This window comes from Geosporobacter ferrireducens, assembly GCF_001750685.1.
Classification (GTDB): domain Bacteria; phylum Bacillota; class Clostridia; order Peptostreptococcales; family Thermotaleaceae; genus Geosporobacter; species Geosporobacter ferrireducens.
The window spans coordinates 3,316,917-3,331,858 of record NZ_CP017269.1; the positions used below are offsets into that span (position 1 = coordinate 3,316,917).

14 protein-coding genes and 1 other annotated feature are annotated in these 14,942 nt (G+C 41.0%); of the genes, 10 read left to right on the forward strand and 4 right to left on the reverse strand.

The features are described from left to right. Positions 1-31 precede the first annotated feature (31 nt). The 6 genes from nagA (at position 32) to Gferi_RS15555 (ending at position 5,264) form a co-directional block, all read left to right on the forward strand. The gene (nagA, locus tag Gferi_RS15530) at positions 32-1,180 is read left to right on the forward strand and encodes an N-acetylglucosamine-6-phosphate deacetylase (RefSeq protein ID WP_069978042.1); all 1,149 of its coding nucleotides are present in this window, start codon (positions 32-34) and stop codon (positions 1,178-1,180) included. 17 nt (positions 1,181-1,197) lie between these two features. After that, on the forward strand, positions 1,198-2,109 hold the full coding sequence (locus tag Gferi_RS15535; protein ID WP_069978044.1) for a DUF7916 family protein: 912 nt from the start codon (positions 1,198-1,200) through the stop codon (positions 2,107-2,109). A 32-nt stretch (positions 2,110-2,141) separates the two neighbouring features. Continuing rightward, positions 2,142-2,621 carry a PTS sugar transporter subunit IIA gene (locus Gferi_RS15540; RefSeq protein WP_069978045.1) on the forward strand — a complete coding sequence of 160 codons (480 nt, stop codon included), beginning with the start codon at positions 2,142-2,144 and terminating at the stop codon, positions 2,619-2,621. 41 nt (positions 2,622-2,662) lie between these two features. Then, entirely contained in the window at positions 2,663-3,397 is a 735-nt protein-coding gene (gene nagB / locus Gferi_RS15545) for a glucosamine-6-phosphate deaminase (protein ID WP_069978046.1), read from the forward strand. A 117-nt stretch (positions 3,398-3,514) separates the two neighbouring features. Then, positions 3,515-4,702 carry a class I SAM-dependent methyltransferase gene (locus Gferi_RS15550; protein WP_069978047.1) on the forward strand — a complete coding sequence of 396 codons (1,188 nt, stop codon included), beginning with the start codon at positions 3,515-3,517 and terminating at the stop codon, positions 4,700-4,702. 61 nt (positions 4,703-4,763) lie between these two features. Then, positions 4,764-5,264, forward strand: coding sequence for a GAF domain-containing protein (locus Gferi_RS15555; RefSeq protein WP_069978048.1), 501 nt, complete (start codon positions 4,764-4,766; stop codon positions 5,262-5,264). 53 nt (positions 5,265-5,317) lie between these two features. Here Gferi_RS15555 and tyrS read toward each other — a convergent pair whose 3' ends face one another. The 3 genes from tyrS to Gferi_RS15570 form a co-directional block, all read right to left on the reverse strand. Then, positions 5,318-6,544 carry a tyrosine--tRNA ligase gene (tyrS, locus tag Gferi_RS15560; RefSeq protein ID WP_069978054.1) on the reverse strand — a complete coding sequence of 409 codons (1,227 nt, stop codon included), beginning with the start codon at positions 6,542-6,544 and terminating at the stop codon, positions 5,318-5,320. Between the two features lie 50 nt (positions 6,545-6,594). Then, positions 6,595-6,800, reverse strand: a binding site (T-box leader). 67 nt (positions 6,801-6,867) lie between these two features. After that, positions 6,868-7,365 carry a chemotaxis protein CheW gene (locus tag Gferi_RS15565; protein WP_069978056.1) on the reverse strand — a complete coding sequence of 166 codons (498 nt, stop codon included), beginning with the start codon at positions 7,363-7,365 and terminating at the stop codon, positions 6,868-6,870. A gap of 59 nt (positions 7,366-7,424) precedes the next feature. Then, on the reverse strand, positions 7,425-8,459 hold the full coding sequence (locus tag Gferi_RS15570; RefSeq protein WP_069978058.1) for a PocR ligand-binding domain-containing protein: 1,035 nt from the start codon (positions 8,457-8,459) through the stop codon (positions 7,425-7,427). A 248-nt stretch (positions 8,460-8,707) separates the two neighbouring features. Here Gferi_RS15570 and Gferi_RS15575 point away from each other — a divergent pair, with 248 nt between their 5' ends. Then, entirely contained in the window at positions 8,708-9,637 is a 930-nt protein-coding gene (locus Gferi_RS15575; protein WP_069978059.1) for a DUF6612 family protein, read from the forward strand. A gap of 49 nt (positions 9,638-9,686) precedes the next feature. Here the strand turns inward: Gferi_RS15575 and Gferi_RS15580 are convergent, their stop codons facing one another. After that, positions 9,687-10,214: a GNAT family N-acetyltransferase gene (locus Gferi_RS15580; RefSeq protein WP_069978061.1), complete on the reverse strand. Its 528-nt coding sequence runs from the start codon at positions 10,212-10,214 to the stop codon at positions 9,687-9,689. A 277-nt stretch (positions 10,215-10,491) separates the two neighbouring features. Between Gferi_RS15580 and Gferi_RS15585 the strand changes: the two genes are divergently transcribed. From Gferi_RS15585 to Gferi_RS15595, 3 genes are all read left to right on the forward strand, one after another. Beyond that, positions 10,492-12,591: a PAS domain-containing sensor histidine kinase gene (locus Gferi_RS15585; RefSeq protein WP_069978063.1), complete on the forward strand. Its 2,100-nt coding sequence runs from the start codon at positions 10,492-10,494 to the stop codon at positions 12,589-12,591. Between the two features lie 81 nt (positions 12,592-12,672). Then, a complete protein-coding gene (locus Gferi_RS15590) occupies positions 12,673-12,858 on the forward strand; it encodes a hypothetical protein (RefSeq protein WP_069978064.1) in 186 nt (61 codons plus the stop codon). Between the two features lie 282 nt (positions 12,859-13,140). After that, positions 13,141-14,775, forward strand: coding sequence for a peptide ABC transporter substrate-binding protein (locus Gferi_RS15595; protein ID WP_069978065.1), 1,635 nt, complete (start codon positions 13,141-13,143; stop codon positions 14,773-14,775). The last annotated feature ends 167 nt before the right edge of the window (positions 14,776-14,942 follow it).

The following is a 14,942-nucleotide window of genomic DNA, read 5'->3' on the forward strand; positions in this document are numbered from 1 at the left end:
ATTTGCAAAAAATATATAAAGGGTGAAAACAATGAAAGCTATCCGAAATATAAGACTGATCAGCGGCAGAAAAATAATGTCGGGATTTGCTGTAGTCTTTGATGAGAAAATTGAAGCGGTTGTTCCGGAAGAAGACCTACTACACGGTCAAATAGAGGCGTGGATTGATGGGTATGGGGCCTATATATCTGCCGGGTTTATTGATCTTCATATCCATGGCTGTAATGGTTGTGATGTGATGGATGAAGAGGAATCTGCCTTATCTGCCATCCGGAAATCTGTTGTTTCCACCGGGGTGACTTCCTTTTTGCCGACCACCATGACCATGGCCTTTGAGAAAATTGAAAGTGCTTTAATACGGATTCGAAGAGCTATGAATTTGCAGGAGGGAGCTGAAATCTTAGGCTGCCATTTGGAAGGACCCTTTATCAATCACAGATATAAAGGTGCACAGGATGAAAAATATATGCGTCCTCCTAACTTCGACCAAATCAAAGCCTATACCGATGTAATAAAAATCGTCACCTTCGCTCCGGAACTTGACGAAAAGCATACCTTTATTCAGTGCTGTACAGAACATAATATCATTGCTTCCATCGGACACAGTAATGCTACCTATGAAGAGGCCATGGAAGCGATAGAGGCAGGTGTAAGCCATGTCACCCATGTTTTTAACGGCATGGCGCCATTTCATCATAGAAATCCTGGCGTTGTAGGGGCGGCTATGGACAGTGATGTGACTTGTGAATTGATTGCTGACAATATTCATTCCCATAAAGCCGCGCAGCGGATCGTATTTCGGGCTAAGGGACTGGAGAAAATGGTATTGATTACAGACGCCATGCGGGCATGTTTACTGAAAAATGGTATTTTTGATCTGGGGGGACAGCAGGTGATTGTGAAAGATGATACTGCCCGTCTCGCGGACGGCACCTTAGCGGGCAGTATCCTGACAGTGAATAAGGCTGTGAAGAATTTTGCTGCAACTACCGGAATTCCTTTGGAAGATGCCATTGAAATGGTTACATTAAATCCGGCCAAGATTCTTGGATTGGAAAACCGAAAAGGAAGTATTGAAGTGGGAAAGGATGCAGATATGATTCTGTTTGATGAGGACTTAAATATTCAACGTACCTTTGTCAAAGGAAGAGAAGTATATAACGCTGAGAATATTCAATAGACCTGGGGGGAAGAAGTATGGACCGGATTTTAGATATGCGGCCAAAGGATTTGGTAAACCTGGATGGGAGACAACTGCTGGAAAGTATACGGGCGGCAGAGGGGAGAACGATTATTTGTGAAATCCTCTGCCCTGTGATGCCCCTGCTGATGGACGTGACCAATGCAGAGCTGGTTGGAGCCTTTGGTGCTGATATTATCCTGCTTAATTTTTACGATACGCAGAAACCGGCTATATTTGGGGTTGCACCAATGCCTGGTGAAAGTCCTATTCAAGCCGTCAAAAAGCTTACGGGAAGAGCTGTAGGAATCAACCTGGAGCCTGTAGATCCGGAGCAAAAGGTAATGGGGCAGAGGAGTATGCTAGAACCCGGACGAATCGCTACGCGGGAAAACATGCGAAAAGCCTATGAACAAGGGACACAAATCATTACTTTGACGGGAAATCCTAAGACAGGTGTTTCCAATGACCGGATCGAAGGCGCTATCAGAGAAGCAAGAGAAGAATTAGGAGACAGGGTGATCCTCATTGCAGGAAAAATGCATAGTGCCGGTACTGCCGGAGAAATGGGCGAGGACATTATCAGCAAAGCCGTGATAGGCAGATTTCTAGAAGCCGGAGCAGATGTGATCCTGCTGCCTGCTCCGGGAACTGTACCTGGCATTACCTTAGAATTTGTAAAAGAAATGGGAGATTTTATCCATCAGAGGGGCGCATTGCTGCTGACTACCATAGGGACCTCACAGGAGGGGGCCGGCGAAGATACCATTAAAAGTATTGCCCTTTATGCCAAAATGGCTGGAGCGGACCTCCATCATATTGGTGATGCAGGTTATACAGGAATTGCAGTGCCTGAAAATATTATGGCATATTCCATTGCTATCCGTGGCAGGAGACATACTTATAGGAGAATGGCCATGCGGGTGTAAGACTAAAAAACATCGAAGTAAGGAGAAGACAAATGCTAAATTTTTTCAAGAAAAAAGAAAACAAAATAATCCTCTATAAACCGGTTCCCGGTAAGGTAATCGATATTACAGAAGCACCGGATGAAGTATTCTCACAAAAATATTTAGGAGATGGTGTGGCAGTAATTCCAGAAGGAAATGTAATTGCAGCACCCTGTGATGGCACAATACTTCACATTGCCAATAGTCTGCATGCGGTAGCCGTGGGGACAGAGGAGGGGCTGGAGGTACTCATTCATATCGGTCTGGATACGGTGCTGTTAAAAGGGAAAGGCTTTACTAGCTTTGTAAAGAATGGAGATACAGTAAAAAAAGGGGATAAATTGGTCTCCTTTGATAGAAGTTATATAGAAGTCCAGGGGAAATCTCTTGTCACTCCTGTTGTAATCACAAATATGTCGGAAAAAGTAAAAGGAATTACAAAGCATAAGGAGTCATCTACAGAAGTATTGATGGAAGTTCAGTTAAAATAGAGAGACAGATGGATGTCAGGATGAAGCCGAGGTGAAGGATGATGAAGATCTATGTGGAAGACAACTATCAAAAGCTAAGCAAAAAAGCAGCTTATATCTTAGCCAGTCAGATTAGACTCAAACCGGACAGCGTATTAGGATTGGCCACGGGAGATACGCCTTTGGGGATGTACCGCGAACTGGTTGCCATGCACCAAAGGGAGGATCTGGATTTTAGAGAGATAAAAACCTTTAATTTAGATGAGTATTACGGCTTGGAAAAGGAAAATCCCCAGAGCTATCATTACTACATGATGGAAAACCTCTTTAAGCATGTTAATATCCGGAAGGAGAATATCCATATCCCTGATGGAGAGGCATCTGACATAGAAGAGGCATGCAGCCGTTATGAAGGGCTCATCAGGCAAGCGGGGGGAATTGATCTGCAGGTATTGGGCATCGGAAGAAACGGACACATCGGGTTTAACGAACCGGATGTAAAGTTTGAAGCAACCACCCATTTGGTGCACTTGGATGCGGATACGATACAAGCCAATGCAAGGTTTTTCGATTCTATAGATAAAGTACCCACACAAGCTATCAGTATGGGGATAAAAACCATTATGCAAGCCAAGAAGATTGTCCTTCTTGCCAGCGGCCATGAAAAAAGAGAGATAGTTCAAAAGGCATTGGAGGGAAAAATTTTACCGGAGCTTCCTGCCTCTGTGCTGCAGCTGCACAATGATGTGGTAGTCATATTAGATCAGAAGGCTGCCGGGGAACTAAAGGAAATATAGATGCATCGAAAACCGTCAATCCACAAAAACTAGTGCTGTATCCTAAAAAGGACAGCACTTTTAATTTTCACTTTGGTATAATATAGACAGACAAAAGGGAAAGGAAGAAGCAGGAAAATGGATAAAGTATTTCAGCTTATCGATACGATCATAGATCAGGAAATCCTAATCTCAGGGATATTGAGCAATCTGCGTAAGAAAGATGCAGTAGAATATCAGAAGGTAGATGTGCGTCCCATCATCATAAAGGGTGGCCGGGTGTATCAGTTTAGTTATCATTATCCCAAAAAGGTGATTCATGAAAACCTGGAAGGTGCAGCAGCCGTGAATAAGCTTAGAGAACTTATGGAGCAGTACTTTCGCCAAGGTCAGCTCTATACTGCTGAAGCGGATTATCAAATACTGATCAGCAAAAAAGGGAGTGCTGCTGTCTTGAAAAAGCCTCCTACAAAAGAAGCTCAAGATCTAAGTCATAACCGTAAAAAGAGCTACATCATTCCGGAGAATGAACCTTGTCCCTTTATGAAGCGGCTAGGGGTTATGAATGAAAAGGGGAAAGTACTCGCCAATAAATATGATAAGTTTCGGCAAATCAATCGCTTCTTAGAGATGGTCGCGGATATTGTCCCCCACCTGAAAAACAAAGGAGAACCCCTTCAAATTGTAGATTTTGGCTGCGGAAAATCTTACCTGACCTTTGCCCTCTACCACTACCTGACGGCCATCCTGGACATGAAGGTAAATATACTGGGCTTGGACCTAAAGGAGGATGTTGTCAACCATTGCAATGTTATTGCCTGTGATTTGGGATATGAGCAGCTGAAATTTATTACCGGAGATATCCGGCAGTACACGGGCAAAGAGAAGATTCATATGGTGGTTAGCTTGCATGCCTGTGATACAGCCACCGATGCGGCACTGATTAAAGCTCTGGAGTGGGATGCAGAGGTGATCCTATCCGTTCCCTGCTGCCAGCATGAGCTTTTGGGTCAGCTGCATAATGAAGTTATGAAGCCTATGGAGAAGCATGGCATCATTAAAGAAAGGCTGTCTTCTTTGGTGACAGACAGTGTGCGGGCCAATATCTTAGAAATCATGGGATATACCACTCAAATTCTGGAGTTTATCAGTATGGAGCATACGGCAAAAAATTTATTGATTCGTGCTGTAAAGGGAGGCAGGAATACGCAGGAAGCTGTGGAAGAATATATTAATTTCAAAAGTTTTTGGAAGATAGAACCTTATTTGGAAAAGGTCCTGGGCGAGCGGCTGAAGGAGCGGCTGGTGATAAAAAAGGGAGAATAGCATGTTTTAAAAACAATTTATTTCAATGAATCAAAAGTATGGAAAAAGGCGGGATTAGACTATGAACGATATAAAAAAAATAGAAACTGCAGATAAAGGGAAATTTTATAACTATTTAAACCTAAAGCTGACCGGTTTGATCTGTGAAGAGCCGGATTGGCTGGCCAACCTATCCAACGCAGCAGCTTTACTGTACTTACTGCTGGAAGATATCAACTGGGCAGGCTTTTATCTTTATAAAAATGGAGAGCTGGTATTGGGACCCTTTCAAGGAAAACCGGCATGCACCCATATCGCACTTGGTAAAGGGGTTTGCGGCACTGCTGCACAAGAACGAAAAACCCAGCTAGTACCGGATGTACATCTTTTTGCCGGGCATATCGCTTGTGATGCAGCCTCCCAATCTGAGATCGTCGTACCGATTATCCACGAGGAGCAGTTAATCGGTGTGCTAGACATCGATGCACCTATCAAAGAAAGATTTGACGAAAAGGACGCTGCGGGACTGCAGAAGTTTGTAGATATCCTCAGCAAGTATGTGAAGTGGTCGCAAATCTGTTGATAAATATAAGAAAAAAGAAGAGCTATCCACAAGAAAGTGGATAGCTTTGCCTTTTAGTTGATTCTTATTTGGTGATATACTTTCTTACCCTTTTTAATCATCAGTGTACCATCTGTAAAATCAGTAAGCTGGATGATATGATTTGCATCTTCAATCTTTTGATCATTCACAGCAACGCCACCCTGCTGTACAAGTCGTCTGCCCTCACTGCGGGACGGTATTAAACCTGCTTTTGCCAACAATGTCAAAATCTCCATTCCATCCTGAAACTCTTCTTGGGCAATCTCAGTAAAAGGAATAGATTCAGACATTGCGCCCTTTCCAAAGAGTGCTTTAGCAGCCTCTTCAGCTTTTTTTGCTTCTTCTGTCCCGTGGACCAGCTGTGTAACCTCAAAGGCCAGGACTTCCTTCGCTTTGTTAATCTCAGAGCCTTCTAGAGCGCCCAGGCGTCTAACCTCCTCCATTGGCAGGAAGGTCAGCAGTGAAAGACATTTTTCTACATCTCTGTCATCTACATTTCTCCAGTACTGGTAGAACTCATAGGGGGAGGTTTTTTCAGGGCTTAACCAGACGGCGCCGGATTGTGTTTTACCCATTTTATTTCCCTCGCTATTTGTTAACAGCGTAAAGGTCATCCCATAGGCTGGAGCACCTTCTACTCTACGGATCAAATCAGCACCGTGAATAATATTGGACCACTGATCATCGCCGCCTAGCTGAAGCTTACAGCCGTATCTTCTATAAAGCTCAAGGAAATCATAGGATTGCATGATCATATAGTTAAATTCTAAAAAGGACAAGCCTTTTTCCATACGGCTCTTAAAGCATTCTGCAGTGAGCATTCGATTGACAGAAAAGTGCTTTCCGATTTCTCTTAAAAAAGGAACATAAGTGAGATTCATCAGCCAATCTGCATTATTGGCTAAGATTCCCTTGCCTTCTGAGAAATCAAGGAAGTTGCTGCACTGATTTTTAAAGCATTCTCCATTGTGTTGAATATCCTCTAGTGTCAGCATTTTGCGCATATCTGTTCTTCCAGAAGGATCACCAACCATCGCTGTACCGCCTCCGATCAGAAGGATGGGACGATGGCCTGCCCGCTGCAGATGGGCCATGGCGATCAGTTGTAGAAAATGACCTACATGGAGGCTGTCGGCCGTAGGGTCATAACCGGTATAGAAGGTCACAGATTCCTTTCCTAGCAATTCACGGATTTCATCTTCATGAGTGGTTTGCTGTATGAAACCACGCTCCTTTAGTACATCAAATACATTTGTCAATGTAAACCCTCCTTACTTTCCATAATAAAAAAGAGCCTGTTCATCCTGAGCATAAGGACGAGCAGACCCGTGGTACCACCTTAATTCGCATTATAAAATGCCTCTAACCATGATAACGGATGGGAAACCGTCGAAGTTTTGCTTCGAAACTCCGGAGGTGTAATTTCATCTATTCATGTACTGCAGGCCTCTCAGCAACCGGTCTGCTCTCTGAGTTGTAACCATGAAGACTACTAGGCTCCTTCAATGTCTTTTCCAGTGAAACTATTTTACCCTATATTATCATAAGTATGAGCAATATGACAAGATTTAATTCTAGAAGATTATGAGGTTAATAGATCTTCTTCAGTTTGTACTTTCTCTTTTGCCAGTGGAATGATATGATCTCGTTCTTCTCTTGTTAGTATATGCTGGACATCTAGAAGAATCAACATCTTATTTTCAGATTTTCCGATCCCATAGATGAACTCACTGTTGATCTGGGTGAAGAGATCAGATGCCAAATCAATATTTGATTCATTTAGTTTAATGATATCTAAAACCGTGTCCACAATGAAGCCGACCTTCATGCCTTTCATAGATACGATGAGGATTTCGCAATCCCTAGAATACTGCTGATCTTCGAATTGAAATTTTTTTCGGAGATTATATAGGGGGATCACACTTCCTCGAAGATTGATAATTCCTTCAATATAGCTTTGCGTATTCGGTACTTTTAAAACCTTGAAATCCTTTAACTTATTAATGCCTTCGACACAGTCAATATCTATACAGTATTCTTGCTCGCCTATACTGAAAAGCACATAACGGATTTCCATCATATCTATCTCTCCTATTCAATATTTCTCTTATTGCTAGCGAGATAATATCTTATCCCTGACTAATCTTCTTCTGCTAATGCCTTTAGACTCTCTGAAAGTGCAGTGATCTCCTGAACGCTTGCAGTTAATTCTTCTACTGCAGCTGCTTGCTGTTCTGTATTCAACATAGTAGAACTGCCCATCGCTGCTGTTTTTGCTACAGACTCTTGTATGCGTTTTGTAAACTCACGAATCTTACCAACGGTTTGCTTCGAATCTGTTGAAAGTTTTCGAATTTCCTCTGCTACTACGCCAAAACCAAGGCCTGCACTGCCAGCCTTTGCTGCTTCAATAGAAGCATTTAATCCTAAAAGCCGTGTTTCATCAGCAATCTCTTTTATAAACTCAATTACTTCATTAATCTGCTCAGACATTGTGTTGACCTGTTGAATTTCCTGATTTAACTCTACCTGGTTGCTGCTGACCTCTACAGAGGAAGCGGCCATTTGTTCCATAGTAGCCGCGATTTGCTCAAGACTGCTGTGGAGTATGTTGGACATATCTTTCAAACGGCTTTGTTGATACCAGGTTTTCGATAAATTGTTGATAACGGAATAAAGGAGATTGGCAGCGGATTCTATACGTTCCCTTGGTATGGGATGTATCTCCTTTAAAGCTTCTATGTATTCATCTGGATCTACGCCGATTTCCTGCGCAATACGCCTGAATTTATTTTCGTCAGGGACTTCTGTCAGTACTTGCCCACCCAAAATGGAACCGACTTGCTTGCCATGAAGCATAATCGGTGCACCAAAATCTACAAGCCCTGCATGACATTCATAAACATAGGGCTTGCCTGTACGGGCAGAGATTTCACCGGCTTCACGGTCGCATTTTGCACAGCGCTGCAGGCCTTCTTTGCTTCCTCTGGTATAGTCCATACAAAAACGGGTAAAGCAACTGGGTTCAGTGATGGGGTTTCCTTCTAGGTCTACTGCAATACTGGCCACGCCGATACTTTTTGCAAAATCATCCTGAAACTGCTGTAAGAAGGCTAAGTCAATGATCTCCTTTAAATTAACTACATCTTGTCCTGAGAATACGTTTTCCTTCATTCTACAGATCCCCCTTCCGATAAGGAATATTTTGAAAATTATGTTTATTTATTATATCACGACGAATATTCTACAAAAAGAGCAAAAAATTGACAAAATAAGATAAAATATTAACTTTTTAGTACAGATGTCAGAAGAATTGAATAATGAAAAGAAATAGTTCCATAATCTGGTTTTCAAATCCTTACAAGTGGTATATAATAGAATGTGCTTAAGGGAAATTGAAAAAAGATAATGGAGGAGAGATTATGAAAAACAAAAAAGTTGTCTTATTATTGGCTATGATGATGGTCTTATCCGTGACTTCAGTAGCCATGGCACAAACAGAAGCTGCAAACCTCACTCGTGAAGGGTTAAGTGCAATGGAGATGATGCAGCTGGCAAGTGAAAAGATGGATGCATTTGACACCTATAAATATAATGGCGTGTTAAATATGGAAATGAAAATGGATGTACCTGGAGAAGAAAAGCAAGAGATGAAAATGGAAATAGTGCAAGAAGGCGTATTCAAAAAACCACAGCAGGTTTATGGAAAGACAACCGGAAAGATTCTGAATATGGAACTTCCAGGAGGAGATCGGACAACTGAAGTATACATGAATGACAATACAATGTACATACGTGACGGACAGGAGGAACAGTGGATCAAAATGGATATGGACCCACTGCTGAAGGAAATTCAAAAACTAACAGGCAGCCAGGAAATGGGCGGTGCTGTGATGTCAAAAGAGCAAATGGCCGCATTAGGTATGTATGCTACCTACGGTCAAGATGTTGTGAAGGATGGAAAAACTTATTATGTAATTAATGTCAACATGGATCAGGAAGCCTTCAAAAAGATGTACCAGGAAGTCATGGAAAAGATCATGCCTCAGTTTGCAGAGATGGCAGTGAAAGAAGGAGAAGAGCAGCCGCAGGTAGATCCGGAAGTCATAAAGAAACAAATTGTAGAAATGATTAGCATGATGGAAATGGAAATGGAGTATTCCATGTACATTGACAAGGAAACAAAATTGTTTGAGGATATGAAAATCAAGCAAACCCTTCAAATGAATATGGGAGAGATGAAAAGTCATACCAGCAGCGAAGGAACCTATAAGTATTATGATTTTAATGGCGAAGTGACTTTCCCGGAAATCAAACCGGAAGACATCAAAGAAATGAATAAAATGGAGTAAACTGTAAGGACAGGATATTTTTCCTGTCCTTGTCTTTTGCAAAATTTTTTTACTTAAGATTGAACTTGACTTTGTCATATTCTTGCGCCAACATAGACATGATGATCATAGACCGGTAACCAAAATCTGACTTTTTGCATTCCCGAAGGACACCTTCCTGTATAAAACCCATTTTACGGTATAGATGAAGCGCCCGTTGATTGTCCTCAAATACGTCCAACCATAGCCGATGGCAGTTGTACTGGTCAAAGCAGAGTTTCTGAATAAGTTCTAAAGCTTCTTGACCATATCCCAGTCCTCTTTTATAGAGTGTGATTCTACGAAACTCTATGGACTGATCCTCATTGGTAAGACCGGATAAAAGTGCATAGCCGATGGTTTCACCGGTACTTTTTTCCTGTATAAGCAGATGTGCTTCATCAGGATTTTTTATAGCCATTAGATGCCTATCTTTAGGCCACGCATAGACAAACTTTTTTGCATCCCCGCTGTTTTCTATAGATAAAACAGTATCTAAGTCATCATATGCTGTTTCAAGAAGAAGAAGCTTATCAGATTCAAGGATGGGTATTCTCATATTGACCTCCTCTGTATAGAATAATATAGACATTTATCATAGTATTCTATAAAAAAAATATGAAACCTTTTTCCAAAATAATTACTCGATAATATAGATAAACATTTTGAGAGTTAAATGAAGCGGTAAGCGCAACGCCATCATCGATCCAAGTATTAAAATTATCATATATATAAAATATTTACTAAAAAAGAAATTAATTCCAACTACCTATTGTCAAATACCATAAAAAGTATGATAAAATAAAAGTCAGTAATAGGTCTTGGAGGTATTTAGGATGAAAGAATCGGAACAAAACATGGCATCCCTTATGACAGAAAATGAAACCTTAAGACAGAGAGTATTAGAACTGGAACAAAGCCTTACGGTACAAAAAAATAAAGAGGATTCACTAAATAGGGAGTTGAACTTTTTCTACCGCTTTATTGATCAATCACCTTCACTGCTTTGGCAATCGAATGCTTCCGGAGAAGCAATCTATTGTAACAAAAGTTGGCTAGATTTTGTAGGGCTGGAATTGACAGATGTGTTAGGCGGCGAATGGAGAAAAGCCATCCATAAAGATGATTGGATAGAATATAACCATATTTATCAAAATGCGGCAAGTCATTGTATTCCCTTTACCAGAGAATATCGTTTAAGACATCGGAGTGGGGAATATTACTGGATGATTGATACGGGAAGGCCTACTATGGATAAGGTGGGAAGGTTCCAAGGGTATGTGGGCGCTAGCTGTGAGATTACAGAACATAGACGCAGAGACGAAGAACTAAAAATGAGCGAGAAAAAATATCGGGAGGTTTTTCATAATTCGAGCAGCGGCATTATTCTGGATAAGATTACAGATATCCATGGCTCTAAATTTATAGAAGCCAATGATCAAGCATGTAGAATGCTGGAATATACAAGAGAAGAGCTGATGGAAATAGATTTTTCCCTTATTTGCTGTGAAGGAAACCGGATAAAACAACTGATGTCCGATTTATGCACAGAGAACCGTATTTCCGGAGAGCAGTTATTAGAAACCTACGTTAGTACAAAGGCAGGAAGGTATATTCCTGTAGAGATCAGCTTAAAACATTTTGAACTTCATGACCAACAATATATCCTATGGATTATACGAAACATTTCCAGGAGAAAAGAAATTGAAGAGAGATTACGGCAAAGTGAATTAAGATACCGTAAGCTCTTTAAGTTTTGTCCGGAAGCGTTGTTTGTCATTGATGAAGAAAAGATCTTACTGGTCAACAAGGCTGCGGCAGAGCTTTTGGGTGCAGAAAAAGTGGACGAGGTGATTGGAAGAGAACATACAGACTTTGTTCATCCTGATCTTCGTGAATTTTACGAGCAAAGAATTAATATGATGAAAAATGAACGAAAAAATGCACTGCCTACAGAACAACGATTTGTACGTTTAGACGGGTCTCTGGTAGATGTAGAGGTGGCAGGTACGTATATCTACTATGATGATAAAATGACTTATCTTCTTATTGCCAGGGATATTAGCGAGAGAAAAAAATTGGACAAGCTGAAGAATGAGGTAGATGAAAGTAATCGAAGACTTATTGAAGCGGTAGAATATGATAAGTTAAAAAGCGAGTTTTTTGCAAACATATCCCATGAACTAAAGACACCATTGAATGTAATTCTGGGAGCAGTACAGCTTCAAGAGCTGTACCTGAATAAGGGCAAGACTGCACCGCTAGAGACGACTCAGAAAAATATAAAAATGATTAAGCAAAACAGCTATCGATTGATCCGGTTAGTAAATAACCTGATTGACATTACAAAGATAGACTGTGGCTATATGCAGATGAGGCTGCAAAATGAGGATATCACAAAAATGGTAAAAGATATCACATCTTCTGTTCAAGACTACGCTCACCTCAAGGGCGTTATCATTGAATGTCATATGTCTATCCCTCAAAAAAGAATAACCTGTGATCCGGACCATATCGAGCGCGTTCTTCTGAATCTCATTTCCAATGCGATTAAATTTACAGACCAAGGCGGTAGAATAGATGTATTCCTGGGCGAAGATGAAGTGGAAGGATACATCGTATTATCTGTTATGGATACAGGCATTGGCATACCACAAGAAAAACAAAAAATTATATTTGAAAGATTTCATCAGATAGATAAGTCGCTCTCTAGAAATCAAGAGGGCAGCGGGATCGGGCTTTCCATCGTAAAAGCGCTGGTAGAAATGCATGGCGGCTATATCACAGTAAAAAGTGAATATGGAAAAGGCAGCGTATTTACCGTAAGACTGCCTGTGACGCATGAGGAGAAGCCTAATGATGAGCCAGCGGGAGTGAATGCATGGACCAATCAGGCAGAGCGAATCAACATCGAGTTTTCCGATATTTATTTTTAGAAATACTTTTGCAAAGCTTTTGAAAGAAAACTGAATACCTTGCTTTATGTCGTCAAAGAATAAAGATGAGGTGATGAAGTTATGAAAAAAGAAAAAAAGGAACCGGAGATATTTCTAGAAAATAGATTTGCTGAGCCAGGTGCAGTAGAAGATATTCAACAGCTGCATTTCAATAAAAGACCTTTAAAATCCGGTGCTATCGCTGGGACAGAAAACCAAATCAATACGGCTGGAGCTACCAGCAGCACACCGGAAGATAAAGAATAAGGCCCTCTTGTATAGAGGGTTTTATTCTTTAAGGTATTTATATGCGCCGATTATGTGAGATAGCGGAGTCATAGGGACGGTTCGTCTGGCACAGATGTTTTTTATGTGCCTGAGGAACTGTCCTCGTGGCGTAGCGAATGTAACATATTTATTGCAACTTATATATAAATTTTTCTGAAACAATTTGCTTTAGAAAATCGTCTTCTTAGACAGAGGATTTATCTTGAGGGTATGTACAACAGTTTATCCAATCCACAAAAATTCTAAGAGAGGAGATGTATCATGAGAAGTGTTGCAAAGGCATTAGTAGTATTGTTGCTCTATGTAAGTGTGTTTACAGGTGTTTCATTTGCAGAAGGTATATACGATAAACAAGCTGGGGAAAAAGCAAAGAATGAAAAAGTACTGACCGTAGAATTGCCATTTATATCCCGAGGATTAGATCCGCAGCTATGTATTAGCACCTCAGAAGGTACTGTAATCAATAATCTGTATGAAGGATTAATGAGAGAAGTAAAAGGAAAGCTGGAGCCGGCTGCTGCGGAAAGCTATGAGGTGTCAAAGGATGGCATGAGATATACCTTCAAGCTAAGAAATACAAACTGGTCCGATGGAAAACCGGTAACAGCCGGAGATTTTGAATATGCATGGAAGCGATTATTAGATCCTCAGACAACTGCAGAGATGGCTTTTATGCTGTATGGGGTAAAGGGTGCTGAAGACTATAACCAATCCCTTGGAACTGCTGAACAAGTAGGGATTAAAGCAGTAGACGACCGTACTTTGGAAGTAGTATTGAAAGAGCCGATGCCGCAATTCCTAAGCATTCTTTCATTACCCATGCTGATGCCTGTTAGAAAAGATGGAGTAGAAAAATCGGAGGAAGGTTGGAGCATAGATCCACAAAAAGCTGTTTCAAACGGCCCTTTTGTACTGGAAGCCTATGATAGCGCCGGTAAGGCACTTTTAAAGAAAAACGCTGAATACTGGAAAGCTGGGGATGTAAAACTTGATAAAATTCATGTGTTATTTGTGCCGGATGAAGATGCAGCCCTAACTGCATATTACTCCGGAGAGGTAGATATTTTAAACTCAATACCTGTTAGTGAAATCTCAAGACTTCAAGCCGAAGAGCCCAATTTCTACAACTTTCCCCAGGTCGGGACTGCCTATTATGTTTTTAATACCTCAAAGGCCCCTTTAGATAACAAGCTAGTGAGAAAAGCACTTTCTCTAGCTGTTAATCGTAAGGTTTTAATTGACCAATACATACAGGGCGGACAGATTCCAGCCACCGGATTTACACCTCCGGGATTGGTGGATATGGAAGGCAGAGAATTCCATAAAACTGCAGGAAACTATGGAATTGATCCTAATGACGCAAGAATAGAGGAAGCAAAAAAACTATTAGCAGAAGCGGGGTATGCGGAAGGGAAAGACTTCCCTGAAGTTGAACTTCTTTATAATACCAGCGAAGCAAATAAACTGATTGCAGAAACGATACAGGAAATGTGGCAGAAAAATCTGGGGATCAAGGTAAAGCTGATTAGCCAGGAATGGGTAGTGTTCATGGACCAAAGATCTCAAGGCAACTTTCACATTGCAAGGGCCGGTTGGATGGGAGACTATGCAGATCCCGTTGCCATGCTTGAACTCTGGACTTCATCTTCTGCCCTCAATGATGGAAAGTGGAAAAGCCCAGAGTTTGACAAGTTGATTGAAGACTCAAAACTAGCTGTCGGACAGAAAAGATTTGATTTACTCTATAAAGCACAAGACATCATGATGGAAGAAATGATTGTAATGCCTCTTTACTACTATACCGATCCAATGATGGTCAGAGATTATGTGAAAGGTTGGGAAAGGACCTCAGGCGGATATTTGTATTTTGGAGATGGAGCAGATATTTTAAAGTAGCAGTGAAAAAAGATGGTATGTTCAGTACCATCTTTTTATAATGGTTTGCAAACGAAGATGACTCTATTTGACAAAGAAGGAAAGTACATGGTACTATTGAAAGAGTGTTTCCTATCGTTATTATACGTCTAAGCATAAGGCAAAATACATAAGAATAATTAGTCAGT

Excerpts from the sequence above, each read along its gene's own strand:
- nagA (WP_069978042.1), top strand. The coding sequence starts at position 32 with ATGAAAGCTATCCGAAATATAAGACTGATCAGCGGCAGAAAAATAATG.
- Gferi_RS15535 (WP_069978044.1), top strand. The coding sequence starts at position 1,198 with ATGGACCGGATTTTAGATATGCGGCCAAAGGATTTGGTAAACCTGGAT.
- Gferi_RS15540 (WP_069978045.1), top strand. The coding sequence starts at position 2,142 with ATGCTAAATTTTTTCAAGAAAAAAGAAAACAAAATAATCCTCTATAAA.
- nagB (WP_069978046.1), top strand. The coding sequence starts at position 2,663 with ATGAAGATCTATGTGGAAGACAACTATCAAAAGCTAAGCAAAAAAGCA.
- Gferi_RS15550 (WP_069978047.1), top strand. The coding sequence starts at position 3,515 with ATGGATAAAGTATTTCAGCTTATCGATACGATCATAGATCAGGAAATC.
- Gferi_RS15555 (WP_069978048.1), top strand. The coding sequence starts at position 4,764 with ATGAACGATATAAAAAAAATAGAAACTGCAGATAAAGGGAAATTTTAT.
- Gferi_RS15565 (WP_069978056.1), bottom strand. The coding sequence starts at position 7,365 with ATGATGGAAATCCGTTATGTGCTTTTCAGTATAGGCGAGCAAGAATAC.
- Gferi_RS15570 (WP_069978058.1), bottom strand. The coding sequence starts at position 8,459 with ATGAAGGAAAACGTATTCTCAGGACAAGATGTAGTTAATTTAAAGGAG.
- Gferi_RS15575 (WP_069978059.1), top strand. The coding sequence starts at position 8,708 with ATGAAAAACAAAAAAGTTGTCTTATTATTGGCTATGATGATGGTCTTA.
- Gferi_RS15580 (WP_069978061.1), bottom strand. The coding sequence starts at position 10,214 with ATGAGAATACCCATCCTTGAATCTGATAAGCTTCTTCTTCTTGAAACA.
- Gferi_RS15585 (WP_069978063.1), top strand. The coding sequence starts at position 10,492 with ATGAAAGAATCGGAACAAAACATGGCATCCCTTATGACAGAAAATGAA.
- Gferi_RS15590 (WP_069978064.1), top strand. The coding sequence starts at position 12,673 with ATGAAAAAAGAAAAAAAGGAACCGGAGATATTTCTAGAAAATAGATTT.
- Gferi_RS15595 (WP_069978065.1), top strand. The coding sequence starts at position 13,141 with ATGAGAAGTGTTGCAAAGGCATTAGTAGTATTGTTGCTCTATGTAAGT.